Origin of the sequence: Algoriphagus sp. NF, from assembly GCF_028823735.1 — a bacterium.
In the GTDB taxonomy this organism is placed as follows: Bacteria; Bacteroidota; Bacteroidia; order Cytophagales; family Cyclobacteriaceae; genus Algoriphagus; species Algoriphagus marincola.
The window spans coordinates 15939-34710 of the sequence record NZ_JAPEIB010000013.1 but is presented as its reverse complement, the minus strand read 5'-3'; the positions used below and the strand labels follow the sequence as shown (position 1 = coordinate 34710).

General features: G+C 41.9%; 17 protein-coding genes. 3 read left to right on the top strand and 14 right to left on the bottom strand.

The genetic code is table 11. The annotated features are described in order from the left end of the window. Positions 1–86 precede the first annotated feature (86 nt). On the bottom strand, positions 87–962 hold the full coding sequence (locus tag OU792_RS08150; RefSeq protein ID WP_134202386.1) for a bile acid:sodium symporter family protein: 876 nt from the start codon (positions 960–962) through the stop codon (positions 87–89). 153 nt (positions 963–1115) lie between these two features. Here OU792_RS08150 and OU792_RS08145 point away from each other — a divergent pair, with 153 nt between their 5' ends. Beyond that, complete coding sequence (locus tag OU792_RS08145) at positions 1116–2405, top strand: glycosyltransferase family 4 protein (protein WP_274669926.1); 1290 nt, start codon at positions 1116–1118, stop codon at positions 2403–2405. After that, entirely contained in the window at positions 2386–3474 is a 1089-nt protein-coding gene (locus OU792_RS08140) for a DegT/DnrJ/EryC1/StrS family aminotransferase (RefSeq protein ID WP_134202388.1), read from the top strand. Before OU792_RS08145 ends, OU792_RS08140 begins: the two co-directional genes overlap by 20 nt. Before the next feature lie 5 nt (positions 3475–3479). On the opposite strand, the gene OU792_RS08135 is transcribed toward OU792_RS08140, so the two are convergent. Together OU792_RS08135 and OU792_RS08130 are read right to left on the bottom strand one after the other, a co-directional pair. Further along, complete coding sequence (locus OU792_RS08135; protein WP_134202389.1) at positions 3480–4304, bottom strand: sterol desaturase family protein; 825 nt, start codon at positions 4302–4304, stop codon at positions 3480–3482. A gap of 83 nt (positions 4305–4387) precedes the next feature. Next, positions 4388–4714, bottom strand: coding sequence for a winged helix-turn-helix transcriptional regulator (locus tag OU792_RS08130; protein WP_134202390.1), 327 nt, complete (start codon positions 4712–4714; stop codon positions 4388–4390). Positions 4715–4989: 275 nt separating this feature from the next. Here OU792_RS08130 and OU792_RS08125 point away from each other — a divergent pair, with 275 nt between their 5' ends. After that, the gene (locus tag OU792_RS08125) at positions 4990–5625 is read left to right on the top strand and encodes an NAD(P)-dependent oxidoreductase (RefSeq protein WP_134202391.1); all 636 of its coding nucleotides are present in this window, start codon (positions 4990–4992) and stop codon (positions 5623–5625) included. Here OU792_RS08125 and OU792_RS08120 read toward each other — a convergent pair. From OU792_RS08120 to OU792_RS08070, 11 genes are all read right to left on the bottom strand, one after another. Then, positions 5615–6493 carry an NmrA family NAD(P)-binding protein gene (locus OU792_RS08120; RefSeq protein ID WP_134202392.1) on the bottom strand — a complete coding sequence of 293 codons (879 nt, stop codon included), beginning with the start codon at positions 6491–6493 and terminating at the stop codon, positions 5615–5617. The genes OU792_RS08125 and OU792_RS08120 overlap by 11 nt on opposite strands. A gap of 105 nt (positions 6494–6598) precedes the next feature. Continuing rightward, on the bottom strand, positions 6599–7171 hold the full coding sequence (locus OU792_RS08115; RefSeq protein ID WP_274669925.1) for a hypothetical protein: 573 nt from the start codon (positions 7169–7171) through the stop codon (positions 6599–6601). 109 nt (positions 7172–7280) lie between these two features. Continuing rightward, positions 7281–10313: an AAA family ATPase gene (locus OU792_RS08110; RefSeq protein ID WP_274669924.1), complete on the bottom strand. Its 3033-nt coding sequence runs from the start codon at positions 10311–10313 to the stop codon at positions 7281–7283. Then, positions 10310–11539 carry a metallophosphoesterase family protein gene (locus OU792_RS08105; protein WP_134202395.1) on the bottom strand — a complete coding sequence of 410 codons (1230 nt, stop codon included), beginning with the start codon at positions 11537–11539 and terminating at the stop codon, positions 10310–10312. Before OU792_RS08105 ends, OU792_RS08110 begins: the two co-directional genes overlap by 4 nt. 258 nt (positions 11540–11797) lie before the next feature. Continuing rightward, positions 11798–11998 carry a YgaP family membrane protein gene (locus OU792_RS08100; protein ID WP_274669950.1) on the bottom strand — a complete coding sequence of 67 codons (201 nt, stop codon included), beginning with the start codon at positions 11996–11998 and terminating at the stop codon, positions 11798–11800. A gap of 228 nt (positions 11999–12226) precedes the next feature. Continuing rightward, on the bottom strand, positions 12227–14890 hold the full coding sequence (locus tag OU792_RS08095; protein WP_134201950.1) for a hypothetical protein: 2664 nt from the start codon (positions 14888–14890) through the stop codon (positions 12227–12229). 52 nt (positions 14891–14942) lie between these two features. Next, positions 14943–15761, bottom strand: a complete 819-nt coding sequence (locus OU792_RS08090) for a hypothetical protein (protein ID WP_134201949.1) — start codon at positions 15759–15761, stop codon at positions 14943–14945. A gap of 61 nt (positions 15762–15822) precedes the next feature. Next, a complete protein-coding gene (locus tag OU792_RS08085) occupies positions 15823–16398 on the bottom strand; it encodes a DUF4402 domain-containing protein (protein ID WP_274669923.1) in 576 nt (191 codons plus the stop codon). Positions 16399–17152: 754 nt separating this feature from the next. After that, entirely contained in the window at positions 17153–17689 is a 537-nt protein-coding gene (locus tag OU792_RS08080; RefSeq protein ID WP_274669922.1) for a hypothetical protein, read from the bottom strand. Then, on the bottom strand, positions 17664–18275 hold the full coding sequence (locus tag OU792_RS08075; protein WP_134201946.1) for a hypothetical protein: 612 nt from the start codon (positions 18273–18275) through the stop codon (positions 17664–17666). The genes OU792_RS08080 and OU792_RS08075 overlap by 26 nt, the downstream gene beginning before the upstream one ends. After that, positions 18275–18769 (bottom strand): hypothetical protein, encoded by a 495-nt coding sequence (locus OU792_RS08070; RefSeq protein WP_134201945.1) that lies wholly within the window; start codon positions 18767–18769, stop codon positions 18275–18277. Before OU792_RS08070 ends, OU792_RS08075 begins: the two co-directional genes overlap by 1 nt. Positions 18770–18772: the final 3 nt, after the last annotated feature.

The window sequence follows — 18772 nt, the reverse complement described above, 5'->3', positions numbered from 1 at the left end:
GCACTGAATAAATGTGCGACTGAAATAAAGCTCAAAAAAGGGAGGAGAAATCTTCCCTTTTTTGTTTTTAAAAGGGTGCTCTTTTACTATCCTGTTGTTGTAGTCGCTTTTTTGTTGCCCCCAATGAAAATCAGAACACCTGCCGTTCCAAACATAATCAAGCTGTATACAGCAGAAGGGATGGTCATTTCCGAATTACCTATTAGGGTAGCGGCGATGGTGATTCCCAAGGTGCCATTTTGGATGCCTGATTCGATGGAAATAGTCCGAGCTTGTTTTGCCACAAGTCCCAAGGCCTTTGCTGAGAAAAAGCCAAAAGCTAAGGTTAAAACATTCAAGCCGAGCGCAACCGGACCAATTTGACTGAAATAGTCTACTATGTTTTCTCGCTCTTTCAGAATGGCTGCAAGAATGATCACCACGAAAAAAACTGCGGAAAAAATCCGAAAAGGTCTATCCATTTTTCGTGCAAGCTGAGGTGATTTTTTGAAAATCAACATGCCGATCGCAACCGGAATAATGGTAATTGCCAATACTGAAATCACCGTACCGAATATATTCAGCGGGGGCTGTTCTCCACCAGGAATAAAAAAGGAGATTGAGAAATTGACTATAAAAGGAATGGTAATCACCGTAATCAGGGAAGAAAAGGCTGTCAGAGTAATTGAAAGTGCCGTATCACCATTTGCCAAATGGGAAATCAGATTGGATGTAGGGCCGCCTGGGCAAGCTGCCAAAATCATCAAGCCCACTGCAAGGCCCGGGTTCAAATCAAAAAATATTGCCAATGAGAAAGCGATCAAGGGAAGGATTACCAATTGATTGATCAGCCCTAAAGTCACGGCTTTTGGATAAATAAAAATCCTTTTGAAATCTGTAACAGTCAGGCTGAGCCCCATCCCAAGCATGATGACTGCAAGAGTCAGGGGTAGAAAAACTTCAGTCAATATGTTTCCTTCCATGTTGTCAAGGTTTTAGGCTGGGAAAATATAGGAAGAAAAGCACGGTTCTGAAATTTTTATTTCACTGCCAATTTTCCTATCAGTTTTCACCCAAGTAAGAATCTTTTCAGCAAACTTGCACTTTCTCACTGCTAGCTACTACTTTGTAGAGGAATGAAAAAGAGGGTTCTCATCATCACCTATTATTGGCCACCGAGTGGAGGTTCTGGCGTACAGCGTTGGCTGAAGTTTGCCAAATACCTGCCCGAATTTGATTGGGAACCGGTCATTTTTACCCCGGAAAATCCTGATTTTGATATTCAAGATGCGAGTTTGGAGAAGGAGATTTCAAAGGATCTGGAAGTAATCAAGTTTCCGATTTGGGAACCCTACTCCCTTTTGACAAAACTAAGAGGTAAAAAGAAGTCGCATCCAGCAAGAATCCAAGAGCAAAAGGAACATAGTCTTTTAGAAAAAATGGCCATTTGGATACGTGCCAATTTACTCGTTCCTGATCCGCGGAAATTTTGGATCAAACCCTCAGTGAAGTTTCTTCTTGAAGCGGTACAGTCAGGCCATTATCAGGCCATTATCACGACGGGCCCTCCTCATTCCATGCATTTGATAGGGAAGCAGCTAAAGGAAAAAACAGGAGTTTTTTGGTTGGCTGATTTTCGAGATCCTTGGTCTGAATGGGAGTTTTTGGATACCCTTCCCATGACTTCGACTGTGAGGAGAAAACATCAAAAGTTGGAAAAAGAAGTGTTGACTCAAGCAGATTATGTTTTGACTATTTCTCCAAGCTTTCAAGCAGATTTAGAGCGTATAGCAGAGAGAAAGATTGATTTGCTTACGAATGGCTTTGATCCGGATGATCTACCCGCTGATTTTAAGCCCAAAAAAATTCATACCGGCGAGTTGCACTTGGTGTACACTGGAGTCATCGACTCTATTCGAGATCCGAGACCTATTTTGAATGCCTTAAGGGATGAGTTTTCTCAGGTTGAACAAAATATCATATTTACCTTCGTTGGAAAAGTCAGTGAGCAGGTTAGAGAATTTGTAAATAATGACTCTTGGTTGAGTGTCCATGTTCATTTCCCCGGCTATGTTAGCCATGCGGAGGTTTTTGACTACTACGCCAAGGCAGATGCGCTTGTCTTGATTCTTACCACTACTAAAAATGCCAAAGGCAATATCCCCGGGAAGCTGTTTGAATACCTTTCGACAGGTATTCCGATATTAGCTTTGGGTGATCCAGAAGGTGATACGGCGAAAATATTAAAGGAATCCAAGGGTGGAAAGGTAGTTGCGGCGGAAGACAGGCAAGGGATCCGATCTAGCCTAAATGCTTTAAGTAGCGGTAAGTTTTCACATTCAAATCCTGAGGAGATTATTCATTTTTCCAGAAAAAATCTAAGTAAACAACTAGCTGAAATACTCGATGAAAGTACCCTTTCTTGACCTAAGCAGGATTGATTCTGAACTCAAAGAGGACTTGAAGCAGAAATTCGCTGCTTTATTGGACAAGGGTGTTTTTTCAGGGGGAGAGGAGGTGGATTTATTCGAAAGATCGATCCAAGACATGCTGAATAGTAGAAATGCGATCGCCTGTGCCAATGGGACGGATGCTTTGGAACTGGCTCTTCGGGCTCTTCAAATTGGACCTGGGGATGAAGTTATAGTACCGGCACTCACTTGGGTCAGTACAGCCGAGGTTGTCAGCATAGTAGGAGCGAAGCCCATTTTTTGGGATACGGATGAGAAGGGGCTTTTACGGGCGGATTGGGTGAAAGCTATTAGCAAACAAACCAAAGCAGTGATTCCTGTTCACCTGTATGGACGAAAGGCAGATATGGAGTCAATTTGTGAGGCAGCCAAGGCCTCAAAAATTACCGTCATTGAGGATGCGGCTCAGGCTTTTGGGACGACAAGAAATGGAAAAGCAGCCGGGACTTGGGCTGATATCGGCTGCCTTAGCTTTTACCCTACCAAAAATCTAGGAGCATTGGGGGAGGCAGGCATGTGCTTGACTCAAGATGAAGAAATCGCCAAAAAAATCCGGATTTTAATCAATCATGGTCAAGTCAACCGGGATGAGCATGTTTCTGTCGGTCGCAATAGTCGAATAGATACGATTCAGGCTGCTTTTCTGAATTTGTTTTTGGGGAGATTTGATGTATTTCAAAAGAGACGAAAGGACTTGGCCAAAGTCTATCTGGAAAAACTGGGTGGACTCCCAAAACTTGGTCTGCCTGAGGATATTCTTGCTGACGATCATAACGCTCATCTTTTTGTCGTGGAGACTAACCAACGGGATGAGCTAAGAAACTTTTTGAAAGAAAAAGGAATCGGAACTGCGATCCATTACCCAAAAATTATCCCAGATATGGAGCCATATCGATCACATGGAGATTTTCCTAACGCCAGAAAGCTCACTGAACAAGGCTTGTCTCTACCCTTGAATCCATGGATGACCAAGGAGGAAGTGAATTATGTCGCTGATTCTATTGTGGATTTTTTTAGACAATAAAATAACTACAAATCCTTGTCTGTTTTGATCGATTTATTCAGTGGTAAACCCAACTGATAGCGCAGATCTTCATCTCGAAGTGGATCTGTTACGTCAACCCCATACTGGATTTTTTTGGTGTCATCGTATACAAAAGTTCCGAATAGCCGATCCCAAATCGAGAAAATATTTCCAAAATTGGTGTCCGTCCAAGGCCGCTCAAAGTGATGATGGAATTTGTGAACATTTGGAGTTACAAAAATGAAACTTAATGGCTTGTCAATCCATCGGGGTAGTTCAATATTTGCATGGGTGACGTAAGTGAAAAATACTGTACAAATGCGATAGAAAACGTAAAAGGCAACTGGAATGCCAAAAACGATCACTGTCGCAATCGAAAAGAGTTCACGAATAAAGTAATCGCCCGGATGATGTCTGGTACCAGTGGTGGCATCTACTTTCGTATCACTATGATGCACCAAATGAAACTTCCACATCCATGCTACTCGGTGCAGCATGTAATGAGCTACATATTGGGCGATAAAGTCCAAGGCCATTACCGCAATCAGCAGTTCGGCCCAAAATGGCAATTCAACCCATTGTAAAATCCCAACTTTCGAAGTACTGATCCAATAAAAGACGCCTACGGTAGCAATACCAACCAGCACATTGATTACCATGGACATGCTCAGGAATACCAAATTCACACCATCATGTTTGAGCTTGTCGTATTGATGCCTGACAAGTGGAATGACCAGTTCAAGTGTCCAAACCAAGCCCAAGCAGGCAACTACCCAAGCGAGTTTGTAAAGCGCAGGTAAATCTTCGAAGAAAGCGATATACTGTTCCATAATTCAAATAACTAGCATCTAAAATAATCAATTTGAATCCGATTTGTTGTCAAAAATGGATGGCAAAATGATTAAACAGGTCCTTATTTCTCATAGCTTCTTGCAAAATGTACCATTTCATCTATCAGCAATTGTGCATTTCGACCTTTCTCAGTAATTCGATACCCCACTCTTGGAGGGACTTCCCCATAATTAATCCGATCAACTAAATCACTTATTTTTAGAGTTTTGAGTTCTTGGATCAACATTTTTTCGCTGATGTCTGGAATTAAAATCTTCAATTCACTTAGTCTCAATTCCTCATGGCTTATTAGCTGCTGGAGAATAATTAGTTTCCATTTTCCTCCCACCAGCTCCAATGTAGTTCTTATAGGACATCTAGCCGTAACTTCAATTGGTTTATTTTTCATACACACAAAAAGGTTAGTACTGCTAAAATAGTATGCTTATTCTTTTTAGCCTAGCTTTGGAATTGAATTTTAGGATCAAGTAACAAAATCGAACCCATCTGACGGAAGCTGTTCCAGTGGGTGGTTATTCCTCCTAATGGGTCATTGGTATTACTGCTTAAATCAAATTATAAACACATGAAATGCCCATGAGAATTGCTTCTCACACAGGGGGATGCCCCGATACATCGGGGTAGGGCATTCCATCAGACCTCTAAAAAACAAATTATAATCAGATGAAAACTATCGCATTATTCGGAGCAACTGGACAGACAGGCAAGCTAGTCTTGAAGATGGCCTTGGATCAAGGGTATCAAATCAAAGCATTGGTCAGGGATCCAAAAAAAGTGGATGATTATTCAGAGAAATTAACCATTGTCAAAGGTGATGTCTTGAATTATGAAAATGTGGAGAGCACCATCAAAGATTGTGATTTGGTGGTCAGTTTATTCGGACATGTGAAAAATTCTCCAGAATGGCTTCAAACAAATGGGACTAACCATATTGTGAAGGCGATGAACAGATTTGGGATCCGAAAAATAATCTCACTCTCCGGCGGAGGGCTTCCATTTCCAGAAAAGGATCAGCCTAAATTTGCAGATAAACTGATACGGGCTATTATGAAAATAGCTTTTTCAAAAGTTCTGGATGACGCGATTCAACATTCCCAAGTGTTAAAAGAAAGCGGATTAGATTGGGTGATTATTCGGGGACCGAGGCTGACTAACGAAAAGCCAAAAGAAAGCTATCGTGTAGGCTGGGTCGGGGTCAATTCCGGGACTAAAATCGCTCGAGCAGATCTATCGAATTTCATTTTGAAACAGGTGGATTCAGACGAATTTATCCACCAAATGCCTTTTGTTAGCTACTAGGTGACTTCAAATTGCTGTTTTCCCTTTTGACAAATTCTCGAAAATTTATTGGTTTTGAACCGATGAGCTTTTCCACAGTATCTGTGGTAGGTGGAGTTGATGAAAACCTCGGTAGATAGTGAAGCATAATCATCACAAGGATAAAGGCAGTTGGGACTTTCTCTCTTCTTTTTTGAATAAAAAAATTGAGAAGATTCGGGCTTTTGAAACTTATCTTTCTCCCCAATTCCTCACTTAATATGGCTGCCATTTGCTGGAAAGTAAGTTGTTCCTGATTAGTCAGGGTATAGGCTTGGTTGATGTGTAAAACATTATTGGTTAATATATTAGCCGTAGTCTTGCCCACATCATTGAGATCAATCAATGTGAACTTTACGTTTCCTGCAGGTAGAAAAATTTCATCTTTTTCAAGAATATCTCTTTTCAGCATAGTGGTGAAATTTTGCATAAAGTAAGCAGGTCTCAAAAAGGTGAAATTAATACCGCTTTCAACAATAAGTTTTTCGATTTTATGGTGAGGGATTAAGGTGCTTGACTCAGCACCCTGAACAGACAGAAAAACGATCTGCTCAAGTCCTGATTTTTTAGCTAAATAGGTGATAGGTTCGAAATACCTCTTAACATCTGTCAAATGTGGAGGCCTCAACAAGAATAGAATATCACATTGATTAATTGCCAGTTCGATGCTATTGATATCTTCAAAATCAAAAAAAACAGGTGTGATATCAGTGATTTTTGAGAGTCTCGATTTATCTTTTTCACTTCTGTAGCAAGCTAAAATTTCAAAGCCCTGTCTATTGTTTTTAAGGGATTGAATGACTCGCTCACCCACATTTCCCGTAGCTCCGGTGATAAGTAATTTTTTCATGTAGGTTTTTGTGATGAATTATTGAGCCATCAAATAGACTCTACAATTCCTTCATCCATTATTCCAATCGGTCGCGGTTGTAAAAAGGCTATGTCTTTCTTGACTTTAATTCCTAGGAGGGTTGATCATAATATGAGCTCTGTGGGTACCAGGGTCCATGATCCAAGGCAGTCCTGGACCTGCAGGCTTCAGTGGGAGACCTGTACTTTCCGCAGTAGCCCAAGGAATATAGACTACAGATCGGGTATAAGTATTTTGCGCCTCTCCGGTTGCCCAATTGACATCAGCCTCATCAGCTGTCAGGGCATGGAGTACGGAACCCTGGTCAGGGAGTTGCAGCTTTCCTGCTTTTGCCTCAGCTTCTCGGGTATCAAAGATTTCCTGAAAACTTTTACCTTCTTTTCGCAGTGCCCATCCACGCTCCATAAATGGCTGTGCGCTGATATGGTATGAAGAAACGCTTAGCCCCTCCCGGTTTGGGTCATCTCCGAGGCAAATCGTCTGATTAGTACCTTTTCTCAATAGTGTACCATCATAGGAATAGACAGTGGCCTCGCTTCGCTGATCCTCAGGAGCAGCCAAAAGGGCCAGTTTGATTTGGATTTCTTTGCTGGGGGTATTTTGGGAGAAAGCTGAAAAGCTTAGAGATAAAAAGAAAATGCTGATTAGAGTTCTCATGAGGATTAGATTTTGATGGTGATATCAATTTAAGGAAAATCTGTAAGAGTCTTACCCCGTCACTACGGGCTTCTCCGCTGCGTTGAATTGTAATTGATGAAACGATTCCTCAAAAAGAATAACTCACCTGTGAACCTGCCTCTGGATCTAATTCGACCTGGGCGAAGACCCCAATCTCTTGCTGTAATTCTTCCACATGACTGATGATTCCGACGATTCGGTTTTCGTGGCGAAGGGACTTGAGAGTTTCGAAGACAACCCGGAGGGAGTTTCGATCCAGAGCTCCAAAGCCTTCATCCAAAAAGAAGAAACTTTGATCTGCCTGATTGAGGGCTTTGACTTTTTCAGCCAAAGCCAAAGCTAAGCAGAGGGAAGCCTGAAAAGTCTGACCTCCGGAAAGCGTTTTTAGCAGTCGTTTTTTGCCTCCATTGAGATAATCGATCACCCAAAAGGTGTTATCCGAATCAATCTCCAATGCCAGGCTGTTTTTACTGAGCTTCATAAAGCGCTGATTGGCCGTATGGCAAAGTTCACGGAGATAGATCGAGCTCACGTATTTGACAAAGCCGCTTCCTTTGAAGAGTTTTTCCAGTTCGCGAAGGTAAGTTTCCCGCTTTTCTACTTCGACTAGAAGCTTCTCCTGCTCTTTTTTCTCTTCCAGTTTTTGGTTGGTGTTTTTAAGCTCTTCTTGAAGTAGGGTCAATCGATTCTGAATCTCCCTTGACTCATTTTTGGAAAGACTTAAGTCGTTCTGCAACTGTTCAAATGCAGCTTGATCGAAAGTAACGACCGATTGATCCTGCTCCAATTCTTCAATTTTACTTTTTACCAATGCCAATTGCTGATCAAAATTCTGAATTTCCTTTGCGGTCTTTTCTGCATCGAGTGAATGCTCGAATAGTTCGATCAATTTATCTTCATCCCGAAACCCATGTTCCGCTTTCAGTTGCTCAAATTCTGCACTTAAATTTTCATTTTTCGAAGTCACAGATGCAAGTGTAGCTTTGAAATTCTTCAGGTCCGCAAGGTTGGTAGTGGCCTTGGTTCGTACTTCCAGAAGGTATTTTTGCTTGCTCTCGAGTTCTTCTGCCGCGATTTCAATATCCCGCTCGACTTTTTGGATCGTCTCCTGTACCCTCTCAGGGGATTTAGAGAAAAAGCTTTTACAAAATTCAGGATCCTTGATTTCCTCTCTTTTGGATTGGATTGCTGTGAGTGTGCTTTCCTTTTTCAGTTGGGCTTTTTGGAGGTTTTCCTGCGAATTGTCTAGCTGCTTCTGAGCTTGATCCAACTCTTTTCTGAGGATTTGAAGCTGCTTAAGGTTTTGCTCCCGCAAATGGCTCTGATTTTCCAGCTTTTCGATGAAAGCCTCCAATTCTTCGACTTGGTGGATGGATTGGGCAGAAAGCTGTGAGGTCAAATTTTCAAGTTTCTCTGTTAGAAGTGATTTTTCTGAACGGTTTCTTTTCAGGTTTTCACCGTGTGTTTGCTGATAGATTTCTTGCTCTTTGAGCTGCTGCCGAATGAGAAGGATTCTCTCCAGCTCCTCTTTTTCTTGACCGATCTTTTGCTCGATTTCGCGAAAGCTTCGGTCAGCAGCCGATTTTTCCAAAGGATTGGGATGCTCTAAGGAACCGCAAAGCGGGCAGGGTTCTCCATCCTCCAGCAAGTGGGCATGGCTATGAAGTCCGGATTTGCGAAGTAAATTTTCCCGTTTTTCATCCCAGCTATTGATCACTTCTTTTTGCGCTTGTTGCCACTGATCGAGTGTCTTAAATTCGCTCGGAATGCTGTGCCGCAATTTTTCGAGTGTGTTTTCCACATGCTTGCTTTCCTTTTCAAACTGTGAAATGAGCCTTTCCTTTTGTGCCAACTGCTCCAAAAGATCCTTCCAGGAACTCAATTGATTTTTTAATTCAGCTAGCTGATTGACATCCGTACTTGATTCGGACTGTAGGTGTATTTCTTTTTCCAGAATTTCCCTTTCCAGATCTTTTCGCTTTGCCTGAAATGTCTGAATAGCAGGAAGGATTTGATCCAGTTCATTTTTGGCAAGCTGAAACTTGGAGTCCAGTTCCTGAATTTCCAAGACTTTCTTGAGGTCGCGGATCTTTCCTTCTCGCTTGGGTCTGTCTTGATTCTTTTGCCGAAGGACAGTTTCCTCCTGCTGTAGTCGATCAATTTCCTTTTCAAATTCTACTGCGAATCGCTCTGCGTCCGTAATGCTTACCCGGTATTTTTCGACATCTTTTTGAAGCTCTTGTAGCTGATTCCAAACAGGTCTCAGGTAGGTTTTTGCGGTGATAAAATCCCTGTGAATTTGTCGCTTTTCTTCAATCTGAGGTTTCTGTGCTTGGAGCTCAGCCAAAGACTTTTGATTTTGCTGCCAAGCTTTATGTTTTTCCTGAAGGTTTTCTTGGGTTTTCAGGATTTTCTCTAGCTTTTCCAGCTCACTCATACTTTTCTCCCAATTCTTCTGAGCCTCTACTAATTGGGTTTGAATCTCTTTTACCCCTTCCTCGGAATAAGCTTCCAGGCTTTGCAATCGGGTTTCCAACCGTATTTTTTCATCTTTTACAGCACGAAGAAGATGACCCGTTTTACCTGACAAGTCAAAGCGCTCCAAGCCAAAGAGCTCCTTCATCATCTCTGCCCGTGGACCCGGAGTGAGATCGATAAATTCCCGGAATTTCCCCTGAGGAATGATTACTGTCTGCTTGAAATGCTCCTTTTTCATCCCAATGATTTCCTCAGCTTTAGTATCGATCGCTTCCCAATCTGAACCTGATTGCTGATAGAAAATATGAGAAGCCGGATCTACCCGTTCGGGATCTTTTTTATTGCGCTTGGCTTCATAGCGAGCGAGAAAGGTTTGGGTATTGTTTTTTCCAGAGCGAAAGATAAATCGAATCAGCATCTGATCGCTCTGCAGGTTGAGCATGGAGTTTTTTTCACCCCGGTCAGAGAGACGTTCGGTGCTGCCATAGAGCGCCAACAAAATAGCCTCCAGGATAGAGGACTTTCCGCTTCCCACGGCTCCGAAAATACCAAAAAGGCCAGCGGCTGTCAGGGGATCGAAATTGATCGTCTGATTTTCGCGGTAGGAGTAGAGACCTTGAATTTCTAACTGTACAGGAATCATGCGTTGGAATCTTGACTGATTACTTCTTTGAAAATTTCGAGGAGCTCTTCATTCGGTTCTTGTCCACGTTCGCTCTGAAAATAAAGCTTGAATAGGCTGAGCATGTCTTTTTCGAGATCTTCCGCTTTCAGGCTGAGCGATGCTTGCTCCTGAGGGTTTTTGATTTGGGGAATCAGATTGACGATACCGTCATGTGCCTGATTGATGGCTTTGCGGGTAGCAGCATCGATGGAGTGTTCGGTTTGATAGGTCAACTCGACAAAACAATAGGGGTGTTTTTCCAGCCAATCCAACGTATCAGGCAGATTGTCAAAGGTTTTTCGGTAAAGTGGTCGCCCTGATTTTAAGGGGATTGGCCTGTATTCAGCGGCTTTTCCAGGCTCTAAGCTGACGATGACTACTTGCTTTTCCTGGTCTGCTTCCGAAAAGGAATAAGCCAGCGGACTGCTGGAATAGACTACAGGACAAGGATTTTTATCCACCGCGTGGTAGCGATGTAGATGTCCGAGGGCAGCGTACTGTATTTGAGCGGGTAAATTTTCTGTAAAAAGTGCCTGTGTACCGCCCACATGTAGGATTGGGCGCTCTGACTCAGGTTCGGCTTCTAGCGGAGCTCCTTTTTTGGCAAAAAAGAAATGTCCGACAAAGGCATTCATTCCATTAGAATCACAGTATTGATCAGCGAGGTTTTTCCATTTATCAGCAAGGAGATTCCGAAATTCTTCCTCCCGGTTTTCCTCCCCTAGATAGGTGCGTAAGCTGACCTCATGCGCATAGGGAGCCAAAATCAACCGAATAGGAAAGTTAATTTTTGGAAGCCTTAATTCCATAAAACCGCTGTCTGTCCGTAGAATCTCGACTCCTGAGTCCAGTGTTCCACTGGGAATAAGACTGTCATAGCGGGAATAAAAAAAGATGCCCATTTCCCGAGCAAGGGGATCGGGTGCTTCGACAAATTGGGAACTGTCATGATTGCCAGAGATGGCGATGATGGGACGATTTCCATTTTTGGATAGTCTGCGGAGCGTTTTGTAGAGCAATTCCACGGCTTCGTGTGCCGGATTGAAACTATCGAAGATATCACCCGCCAACAGGACAAGGTCAACCTCCTGTTCATCGGCAATCTGGCAGATTTCATCTAGAACGTGCTTTTGCTCTTCGATTCTGGGAAATTCCTGTAGGCGCTTGCCAAGGTGCCAATCTGCAGTATGAAGGATTTTGAGCATTTGGAATGAAAAAACTTGAATTTAAAATCTTAATCCAAGATACCTGATGGAGGGAGATCCTCCAAGGGAAAAACTAAATTGGACAGAAATTGGCATTTTTGTTTACACGGGACTGCCAATGAATCAAATCCTGTTCACTTTTATATTGATGCTGATTTTCTGGCTGTTTGGGTCTGTTTTTACCTCAGGAATTTTGGTAAAAATGAATCCATAGAAGGGTTCATCGCATCGAGCCTTCGAGTCTCTTTTTCAGAAAATTTACTTTAGCCTCTTGTTCGGACAGGTTTTAAATCCGAAAACTTTATATAGAGGACAAAATCCGACAAAGGAAGTAATTGTGAATAATATGGCTACTCCCAAATCAATAAAACCTATTGTTCCGGTAACTGTATTGGTGAAAAATAGCGTGAATAATACCGCAGCGAGAATTATTCTTATCCCAATATCAAGTAATCCCATATTCTTCTCTAAAATTCTCATGGCTTACTTTGGTAATTATAAGATTATTGGGTTTTGATTAAATGTAAATTTAATTGATTGCGATTTATCAAATCAATAGCGAAAGTCAATAGATTTTTTACCCTCACAAGATATTAACCGCCCAAAATTAACTTGATCTTGAATGCATTTGTTCATAATAGGCTCAATTTTATTGCCTTAAGGGTAAACTAATTGAGTCTTCAAAGCCTACTCTTCTTCGATCTTCGAAAGAGTGAAATTCAGATTTTCTAAATAGTCCCCATCTATCAGCGGTTTGATTTCAAATTCGATGATAATTTGATCCACATTGGCATTCAAAAACTCCAGCTGTTTAGGATCTATCTCCAACTGGTAATTCCCTGGGAGTAAACCAAATGCGTAATAGGATCCATCGGCAAAAGTCCGAAGGGTTTCTATAAGTTCACCTGTTCCTTTTTTGGTAAGTAGCAATCTAAGTCCGCCTATTCCTTGTTCTCCGGACTTTTGCTTCATAAGCACTGCCCCTTCTATGATCCCTGTTCGGTAAAGCGGAATATCGATTACCTTGAATCGGTTCGGTTCAGCTACGAAGCCAAATTTCTTTTCCTTAGGTGCCAAGGTTGGATCGGGTAAGGCTTGGGTATCAATCTCCAAGGCATAAGTCCAATAACTCTGCAATTGGGTGATTCTCAGTACGCCATCAGATCCTAATAGCATATTTCCGGATTTATCTAGACGCACCGCTTTTGCAGGGACTATTTCCTCACCCTTATCAAACTTCCCATTTTCATTTTCATCAATGAACATCCGCACAGATACTCCTGATCTAGACACTTGATCTCGATTGGAAGGTAATAGGGCTCCCGCTACTGGATCTATTCCGATGGATCCACTGATGCTTTGTCGAGCGGAATACCCTTGTTTTCGTGTAGAAAATTGGGTTGAAGATCTGAAGAAGTTAAAATCATACAAAAAGCCAATCTGAAATTGTCCTGAACCATTGATCAAATCCCGATCATAAGCCATGGTTAGACGTCCCAGTTTAAATAGTGTTTGTGAAACTTGGATATTCAGATTAGACAATTGGGAGGAGGCAGTATTGTACCTGACTTGAGATCGGATAAACATCCCTTTCACAAAAACAGGTAAACTGGGGCTCCGTGGAAGGGAATAAGTGAAGGAGCCTGTCAAAATTCCGGGGGCAAATTCCGAGGAGAGATCATCACCACTGCCTTGACCAAAAAGCTGTGCCCGATAATTGAATCGTGCAGCCAGCTTTCCAAGCTGCATATTAAAGTCAGCCTGGAGATTCCCCTTGTATCCATCCATTAGCCATTGCTTTTCTCCACCGAATCGAATCCCCGAAAATCTCCCGAAAAGCTTAAATGGAATAAAGACGTTCAGATTGGCATCACGGATCGGCTGGCTACTCGCATTCTCTTCATTTGGAAGAGTCAGATATTCGGTAGCCTGCGTACTGATGTTGATATTATTAGCATAAAAAACACTCGCATTGGCTCGATAGTAGCGCTCGGGCAAATAATCTACGTTGAAGAGGTATTGCTGAAACAAACGAGTAGACAACCCAAAGGAAGTATTCTGTCTACTTATGCCAAAGTAGTCCCCATAATTTATGCCTGCACGTATTGTCGTTGACTTGCTCAATCCAAATGCAAGGTCCGCATGCCCCACAAGATCGGACGGAAGGGAGTCTGCTGCATTTTGAAGCCGACCTCCTTGAATATTGTAAGCCAAAAACCCCTTGGGCAGGAAGGAGAAAGGGATCTGCAATTGACGATCCTGAACGATCACTTCTCCCTGAGGCGTATAGATTCTGAGGGTTAAACGGACCGTGCCATAGGTTACCGGGGCATTAAACCGATAGTAACCAACTTCGTCGGCCCGCATAAAGTCAACCAATTGCCCCCCAATCAATAGCTCTACCTCTGAATCTCTTTCAGTGTAGCCATCGATCACATAGACATCCAGTTCTTGCCGGGGAATTACAGGATTGTTTGTCAGTGAAAAGCCCGTCAAAGAAACGGCGTCTGTCAGACTGGTTGTGTTGATTTGACCTAGGGTGATGCTACTCAGCAGGACGTTTTTGTTGGGCTCTAATCCTCCCGGCAATACATATCGCCAGCGCAATCCCGAGAATTGGCTGCTCAAGCCCTCTGGACCTACAGAACCGGTGTAGGCCCCCTGAATATCCCCACCTAAAAACTCGCCACCGGCTCTGAGCTGAAAGGAGGTAGCTGTATTTTCGGAGGATTGATCAAAATTGACAGCATAGTCCAGCATACCCAAACCTAAAATTGCCCGATCTCGAGGCAAGGCCATAGGAATATCTTCCTGAGAACCTCCTCTTGCCATTAATTTTTTTCGGATAGCCTCCCGTTTCCTTTTCTCTTCGATCGGAAGTGGACGCTCCGATTTGAGGGACATAGAAAGGGCATAGGGATTTACTGTAAACTCGATGCCAAATATTCGCTGGAAATACTCCGGATGGAGAAAAAGGTCGAGTTCACCCAGGTAAAACTTATCTGCAGGAAGGGGTTCGGATACTCCATTGATCCAAATGAAACCTGCTACAGGGTCGATTTTCCAAATTTCTTCTGGGCTGGGATAACCTCCTTGCAGCCCCAGTTTATTATCTGTTTGTTCGTAAGGAATCTCAGTGAGGCTAAGGAATTCACCGAGTGGTAAGAATGCTACATCTTCAAAAAAGGCGGCATTTACATAATATTGTCCGATGGATGGGTGGGAAAAAGTCAACAGGGCTTCTCCATCAGGTTCTTGCTGAGCCTGCAGTTCGGGTATGGAACCTAGGCAAAAAGCAAGTATTGAAAGGGCACAAAAAACCCGCTTCCAGAAGAATACAACTGGATTCATTATGTCCACCTTGACTGATTGTTAGGATGTTTGGAGAAGGATTTTTTTTGATTTAGAGCGTTATGCTCAGTTTCTTGCTAATCGGAGGAGCCTGAACCAAGTCCGAACTGGAGATGTCAGAGCGCTCTGTTTTGAATAGGAGCTCTACTTCATATTCTCCCGGAGTAATTTCCTCGGGAAGTGGAATGGAATAACTTCTAAAACCTTCGAAATACATGGCTACCGTCTGCTGATGTCTTGCGACTATTTCACCTGAATTCGATTTCACTACCGCTTCCAGGCTTCCTAAATATGGGGAATTGCCCGATACAGTGAATTTAGAATCTACTTTGATAAAATTTTCCTTTCTGCTTGCTGCCAGTTCTTGGAACTCCAATCCTGTGGAGGTTTCTCCATTTTTTTGAAAAACGGCTATGACTTGCTCCAATCTTAAGCTAATCTGCGTACTGATGCCCTCGGTGATAGTTTCTTCTACACTAGCGGTTTGTTCATTGGAGGCTACCTTGACTCGTGTAAAATACATTCCATCTGGTCTGTTTCTATCCGGACGGACTTGGAAGCGCACTGCTTGTTGTTGACCTGGAGCCAAAATAAAAGATCTCGGAAATGTTCGAATTCGGTCTCCTAAGCCAGACTGATTTTCTCTGATACTGTCGGAATAGATCATCAAAAGATTCCCTTCAGCATCATTACCGGGGTAGCCAAACAGAAAGCTGATATTAACTTCTTGAGGTTTATCCGAACCATTAGAAACGTACATAGTACCGATCCCATTTGCATCAGCAAATACGGTAGTCGGAGCTAATGAAACTTGTGCTTGAACAATGCCAAAGACAAGTAGAAATTGAATCGATAGGATGAGAGATTTCATTGATTTTTGAATGAAACACCGGTAGAAATAATCTTTTCTACCGGTATTCAGTTGATTTGAATTAATTATAAGTTGCGGTCAAAGTCAAAGTGCCTGTATAAGAACCACTTTCTTGATCAGCAGCCGCATTTACTGTAGCTCCCACATATACATAGGTGCCATTTTTTCCGTCGACAGTGGATGTAGGAAATGTGATCGAATTTGAAGTAGCGACATTTAATTTAGTCAAACTGGAGGCTTCAGTTCCATAGCCAATTGAAGTCACCGCAGTACCATCTTGGTCTTCATTAAAGATGATCGGCATTTTTGTATCCCCATTAGCTAATTCCGTCAAGTTATTGAAGGAAAGTGTCACACTAGAACCAGCACCGGCAAATACTTTAAAAGAACCTGCTTGGATGCCTGCAGTAGAGACACCAGAGTTATCTGAAGAAAATGCGGTACCTCCTGGGGAAATATACTTTTTCGCACCTTTCATCACCTGACCGAAGTTTAAGTCTGTTGCTTTTTCTACTGAAATAGCATCAAATACAGTAGCCGATGCACTCATGTCAGCAGCTCTGTTTTGCGCCTGAGCTGTTACTCCGAATCCAATGGCGAAGGCCGCCACAAAGATAATTTTTACTAGTTTTTTCATAGTTTGTACTTGTTTGATTTTAATTGTTTAAGGTTTGTTTTTGTGTTTCAATTTTGATTTTACCTAGGTAGTGAAAACTGACTTTCAGGACCTCTTGCAATCTTGAAATAGTTAAATTTTGATCAACAGTTCCTTAAATCACTTTCACTGTTACAAATATACTGCAAAGATGATTTAAAACCCAAATAAATGTATTTGAAATACATAAAAAATAATTTCAAAGTAAAAACCGTGTTTTTTGGATTTCTCAAATAAATAAGTAGGATTATAAAAAATGAAAATAATTGACCAATAATTCAAAAAAAATTGTATTTTACTAATATTAAATTTAACCGAAAAAAATTATTTTTTATCTATAAAATCAGGGCTCTTTTAAAAGAAATTTTAACTCATCAGAAAGAATTCTATTTAAATGATAAATTTTTAAGAATCAATGCCTAAAAAGAAAATATTGATTCATGGTAAACTCCTTTATTTTGATGGAATTCATATTGAATTCAAACAAGAAATACTGTAATTAGGAATCAGCTAAGGCAGCTAAAAACTGAGACTAAGTCAGGGTGTTTTCGGACTTTTTTTTGCTCTTGTCTGTGAGTCTTTTGAGAGAATTTTTACAAGACAGATTTCTAAACTTTACTACTTCAATTGAATGGAAAATTTGCAAGCTTTAGCTAAAAATTGTGAAGTCAAAAAATCGATACTTCTACTTTTACCATGAGTTTTGAGGAGTTGAATTTCTCTTTTAGAAGTCAGATCAAAAGTACTCCAAAATCAAAGTGGTACCCGGGAATAAACTGGGAATTCCCAACCAAGCTCGAACTGAAGTTTGACGGGGTGTTTTATTTCTAATTAGTAGGGAAGACCGATCGAATTGCATTATTGCCGGAAGTCTTTCATAAGCTTTGGATGATGAAAGTTCATCCGTTTGATCATTCAAGAAGTAAATTGGAAAATTAATCTGAATTCCTTTTTCATCCCGAAGATCCACCAAAAACTGATTATTCTCCATGCTTTTCATTTGGATCCAGGTGAGTGGAATTAGTGTCCCGTCTTCAGCAATCAAAGCAAAGTCTACCTTTTCAGATTCCGAAATTCCCGAAGAAGAGGAAGTTCTAGAATTCCCTCCTTTTGTGCTAGTTGCAGAAGGAGTCTTAGAGCTCAGGCCTACCCCGGCTGGGAGTTCAATACTGATTCGGACAGGTTGACTTTGAGTGAATCCTTTTTGTAAAGAACCAAGGCCAATGCCCAAGACTAAGAAGAATACCTTAATCGCCACCTGATACATATACATTAATTAACACTTCACCGATATAATTTCCTGCACTAACCTGTCCGATCGGACCTAAAGTGCCATAAACAAACAGGTAGACTGTTGATTTTGGTCGCGCATTTCCATACAATTCTGGGTTTGGAGGAAGTGGTACACCTCTTCTTCCTGCATGAACCGGAAAAGTCACGCTTGTGAAACCCAAGGGTACATCCATCGATGATCCGAGGGCGGCAATTTCATTGGGTAGTCCCTGATTGCTGTATGACATTTGTAAGGCGAAAGGGATAGTTCCATTTTCTGGATCGCCTTCTTTAGCCAGAAAGTTAGGGGCCTGAAGTTCTACTGTAATATCAAATTCAGAAGGTGCTTCAATTTCAAAAATGGCAACTTGCGGGTCATTTTTAGCTATTGCGATAGCGGGTGTGTTGGCTAGAAGAACCTGCTGCTTTTCATTGAATCTCAAGGAAGAAATCACCGATCCAATTGACCGAATGCTTACATCCTCGCTTCCTGTCCAAGTTGAGAAATTGATCCGCTGAGCAATCGCCTCGCTGATCACTAGATTTGATAAAAGTAAAAGCCCTACCAAAATTGCAATCTTCTTCATCACATATATTCAAATTCTATGACAAATTCTGATACATAATTACCCTGAGTAGCCTGGGAAACGTCCAGTTCGGCCCCCAGCCAAATAAATACCTCACCTATCGGGCCGATAGTGACATCAGCATTTCCCTGCGTCAACAAAAAACTGGCTGATTGATTGTCTTCTGGAGCTGCGCTCAGGGAATAGACTGCCTGGACTACTCCAATTCCTTCATTTTGCTCCACTAAAGTTTCTCTTGGGGTAAAATTGATCTGAACACGGGCATTTGGACTTCCCAAAATCTTAAAAAGTCCAGCATAGGTGCTCGTGATCGGATTTACCGTAATGGTATTTCCGACTATAGGAGGACTCACCAAATCCATATCCCGAATCGTGATCATCTGAAGATTTTCCATCACCACGGCTGTCGCCTTGATGGAAAAGGAGGACGATTGAGCATAAGTTTGCAGCGCAAAAAACCCAAAAAGCAAAATCAGGAATAATTTTTTTGACATTGA

Coding starts and splice junctions, on each gene's coding strand:
- OU792_RS08150 (WP_134202386.1), bottom strand. CDS start 962: ATGGAAGGAAACATATTGACTGAAGTTTTTCTACCCCTGACTCTTGCA.
- OU792_RS08145 (WP_274669926.1), top strand. CDS start 1,116: ATGAAAAAGAGGGTTCTCATCATCACCTATTATTGGCCACCGAGTGGA.
- OU792_RS08140 (WP_134202388.1), top strand. CDS start 2,386: ATGAAAGTACCCTTTCTTGACCTAAGCAGGATTGATTCTGAACTCAAA.
- OU792_RS08135 (WP_134202389.1), bottom strand. CDS start 4,304: ATGGAACAGTATATCGCTTTCTTCGAAGATTTACCTGCGCTTTACAAA.
- OU792_RS08130 (WP_134202390.1), bottom strand. CDS start 4,714: ATGAAAAATAAACCAATTGAAGTTACGGCTAGATGTCCTATAAGAACT.
- OU792_RS08125 (WP_134202391.1), top strand. CDS start 4,990: ATGAAAACTATCGCATTATTCGGAGCAACTGGACAGACAGGCAAGCTA.
- OU792_RS08120 (WP_134202392.1), bottom strand. CDS start 6,493: ATGAAAAAATTACTTATCACCGGAGCTACGGGAAATGTGGGTGAGCGA.
- OU792_RS08115 (WP_274669925.1), bottom strand. CDS start 7,171: ATGAGAACTCTAATCAGCATTTTCTTTTTATCTCTAAGCTTTTCAGCT.
- OU792_RS08110 (WP_274669924.1), bottom strand. CDS start 10,313: ATGATTCCTGTACAGTTAGAAATTCAAGGTCTCTACTCCTACCGCGAA.
- OU792_RS08105 (WP_134202395.1), bottom strand. CDS start 11,539: ATGCTCAAAATCCTTCATACTGCAGATTGGCACCTTGGCAAGCGCCTA.
- OU792_RS08100 (WP_274669950.1), bottom strand. CDS start 11,998: ATGGGATTACTTGATATTGGGATAAGAATAATTCTCGCTGCGGTATTA.
- OU792_RS08095 (WP_134201950.1), bottom strand. CDS start 14,890: ATGAATCCAGTTGTATTCTTCTGGAAGCGGGTTTTTTGTGCCCTTTCA.
- OU792_RS08090 (WP_134201949.1), bottom strand. CDS start 15,761: ATGAAATCTCTCATCCTATCGATTCAATTTCTACTTGTCTTTGGCATT.
- OU792_RS08085 (WP_274669923.1), bottom strand. CDS start 16,398: ATGAAAAAACTAGTAAAAATTATCTTTGTGGCGGCCTTCGCCATTGGA.
- OU792_RS08080 (WP_274669922.1), bottom strand. CDS start 17,689: ATGTATATGTATCAGGTGGCGATTAAGGTATTCTTCTTAGTCTTGGGC.
- OU792_RS08075 (WP_134201946.1), bottom strand. CDS start 18,275: ATGAAGAAGATTGCAATTTTGGTAGGGCTTTTACTTTTATCAAATCTA.
- OU792_RS08070 (WP_134201945.1), bottom strand. CDS start 18,769: ATGTCAAAAAAATTATTCCTGATTTTGCTTTTTGGGTTTTTTGCGCTG.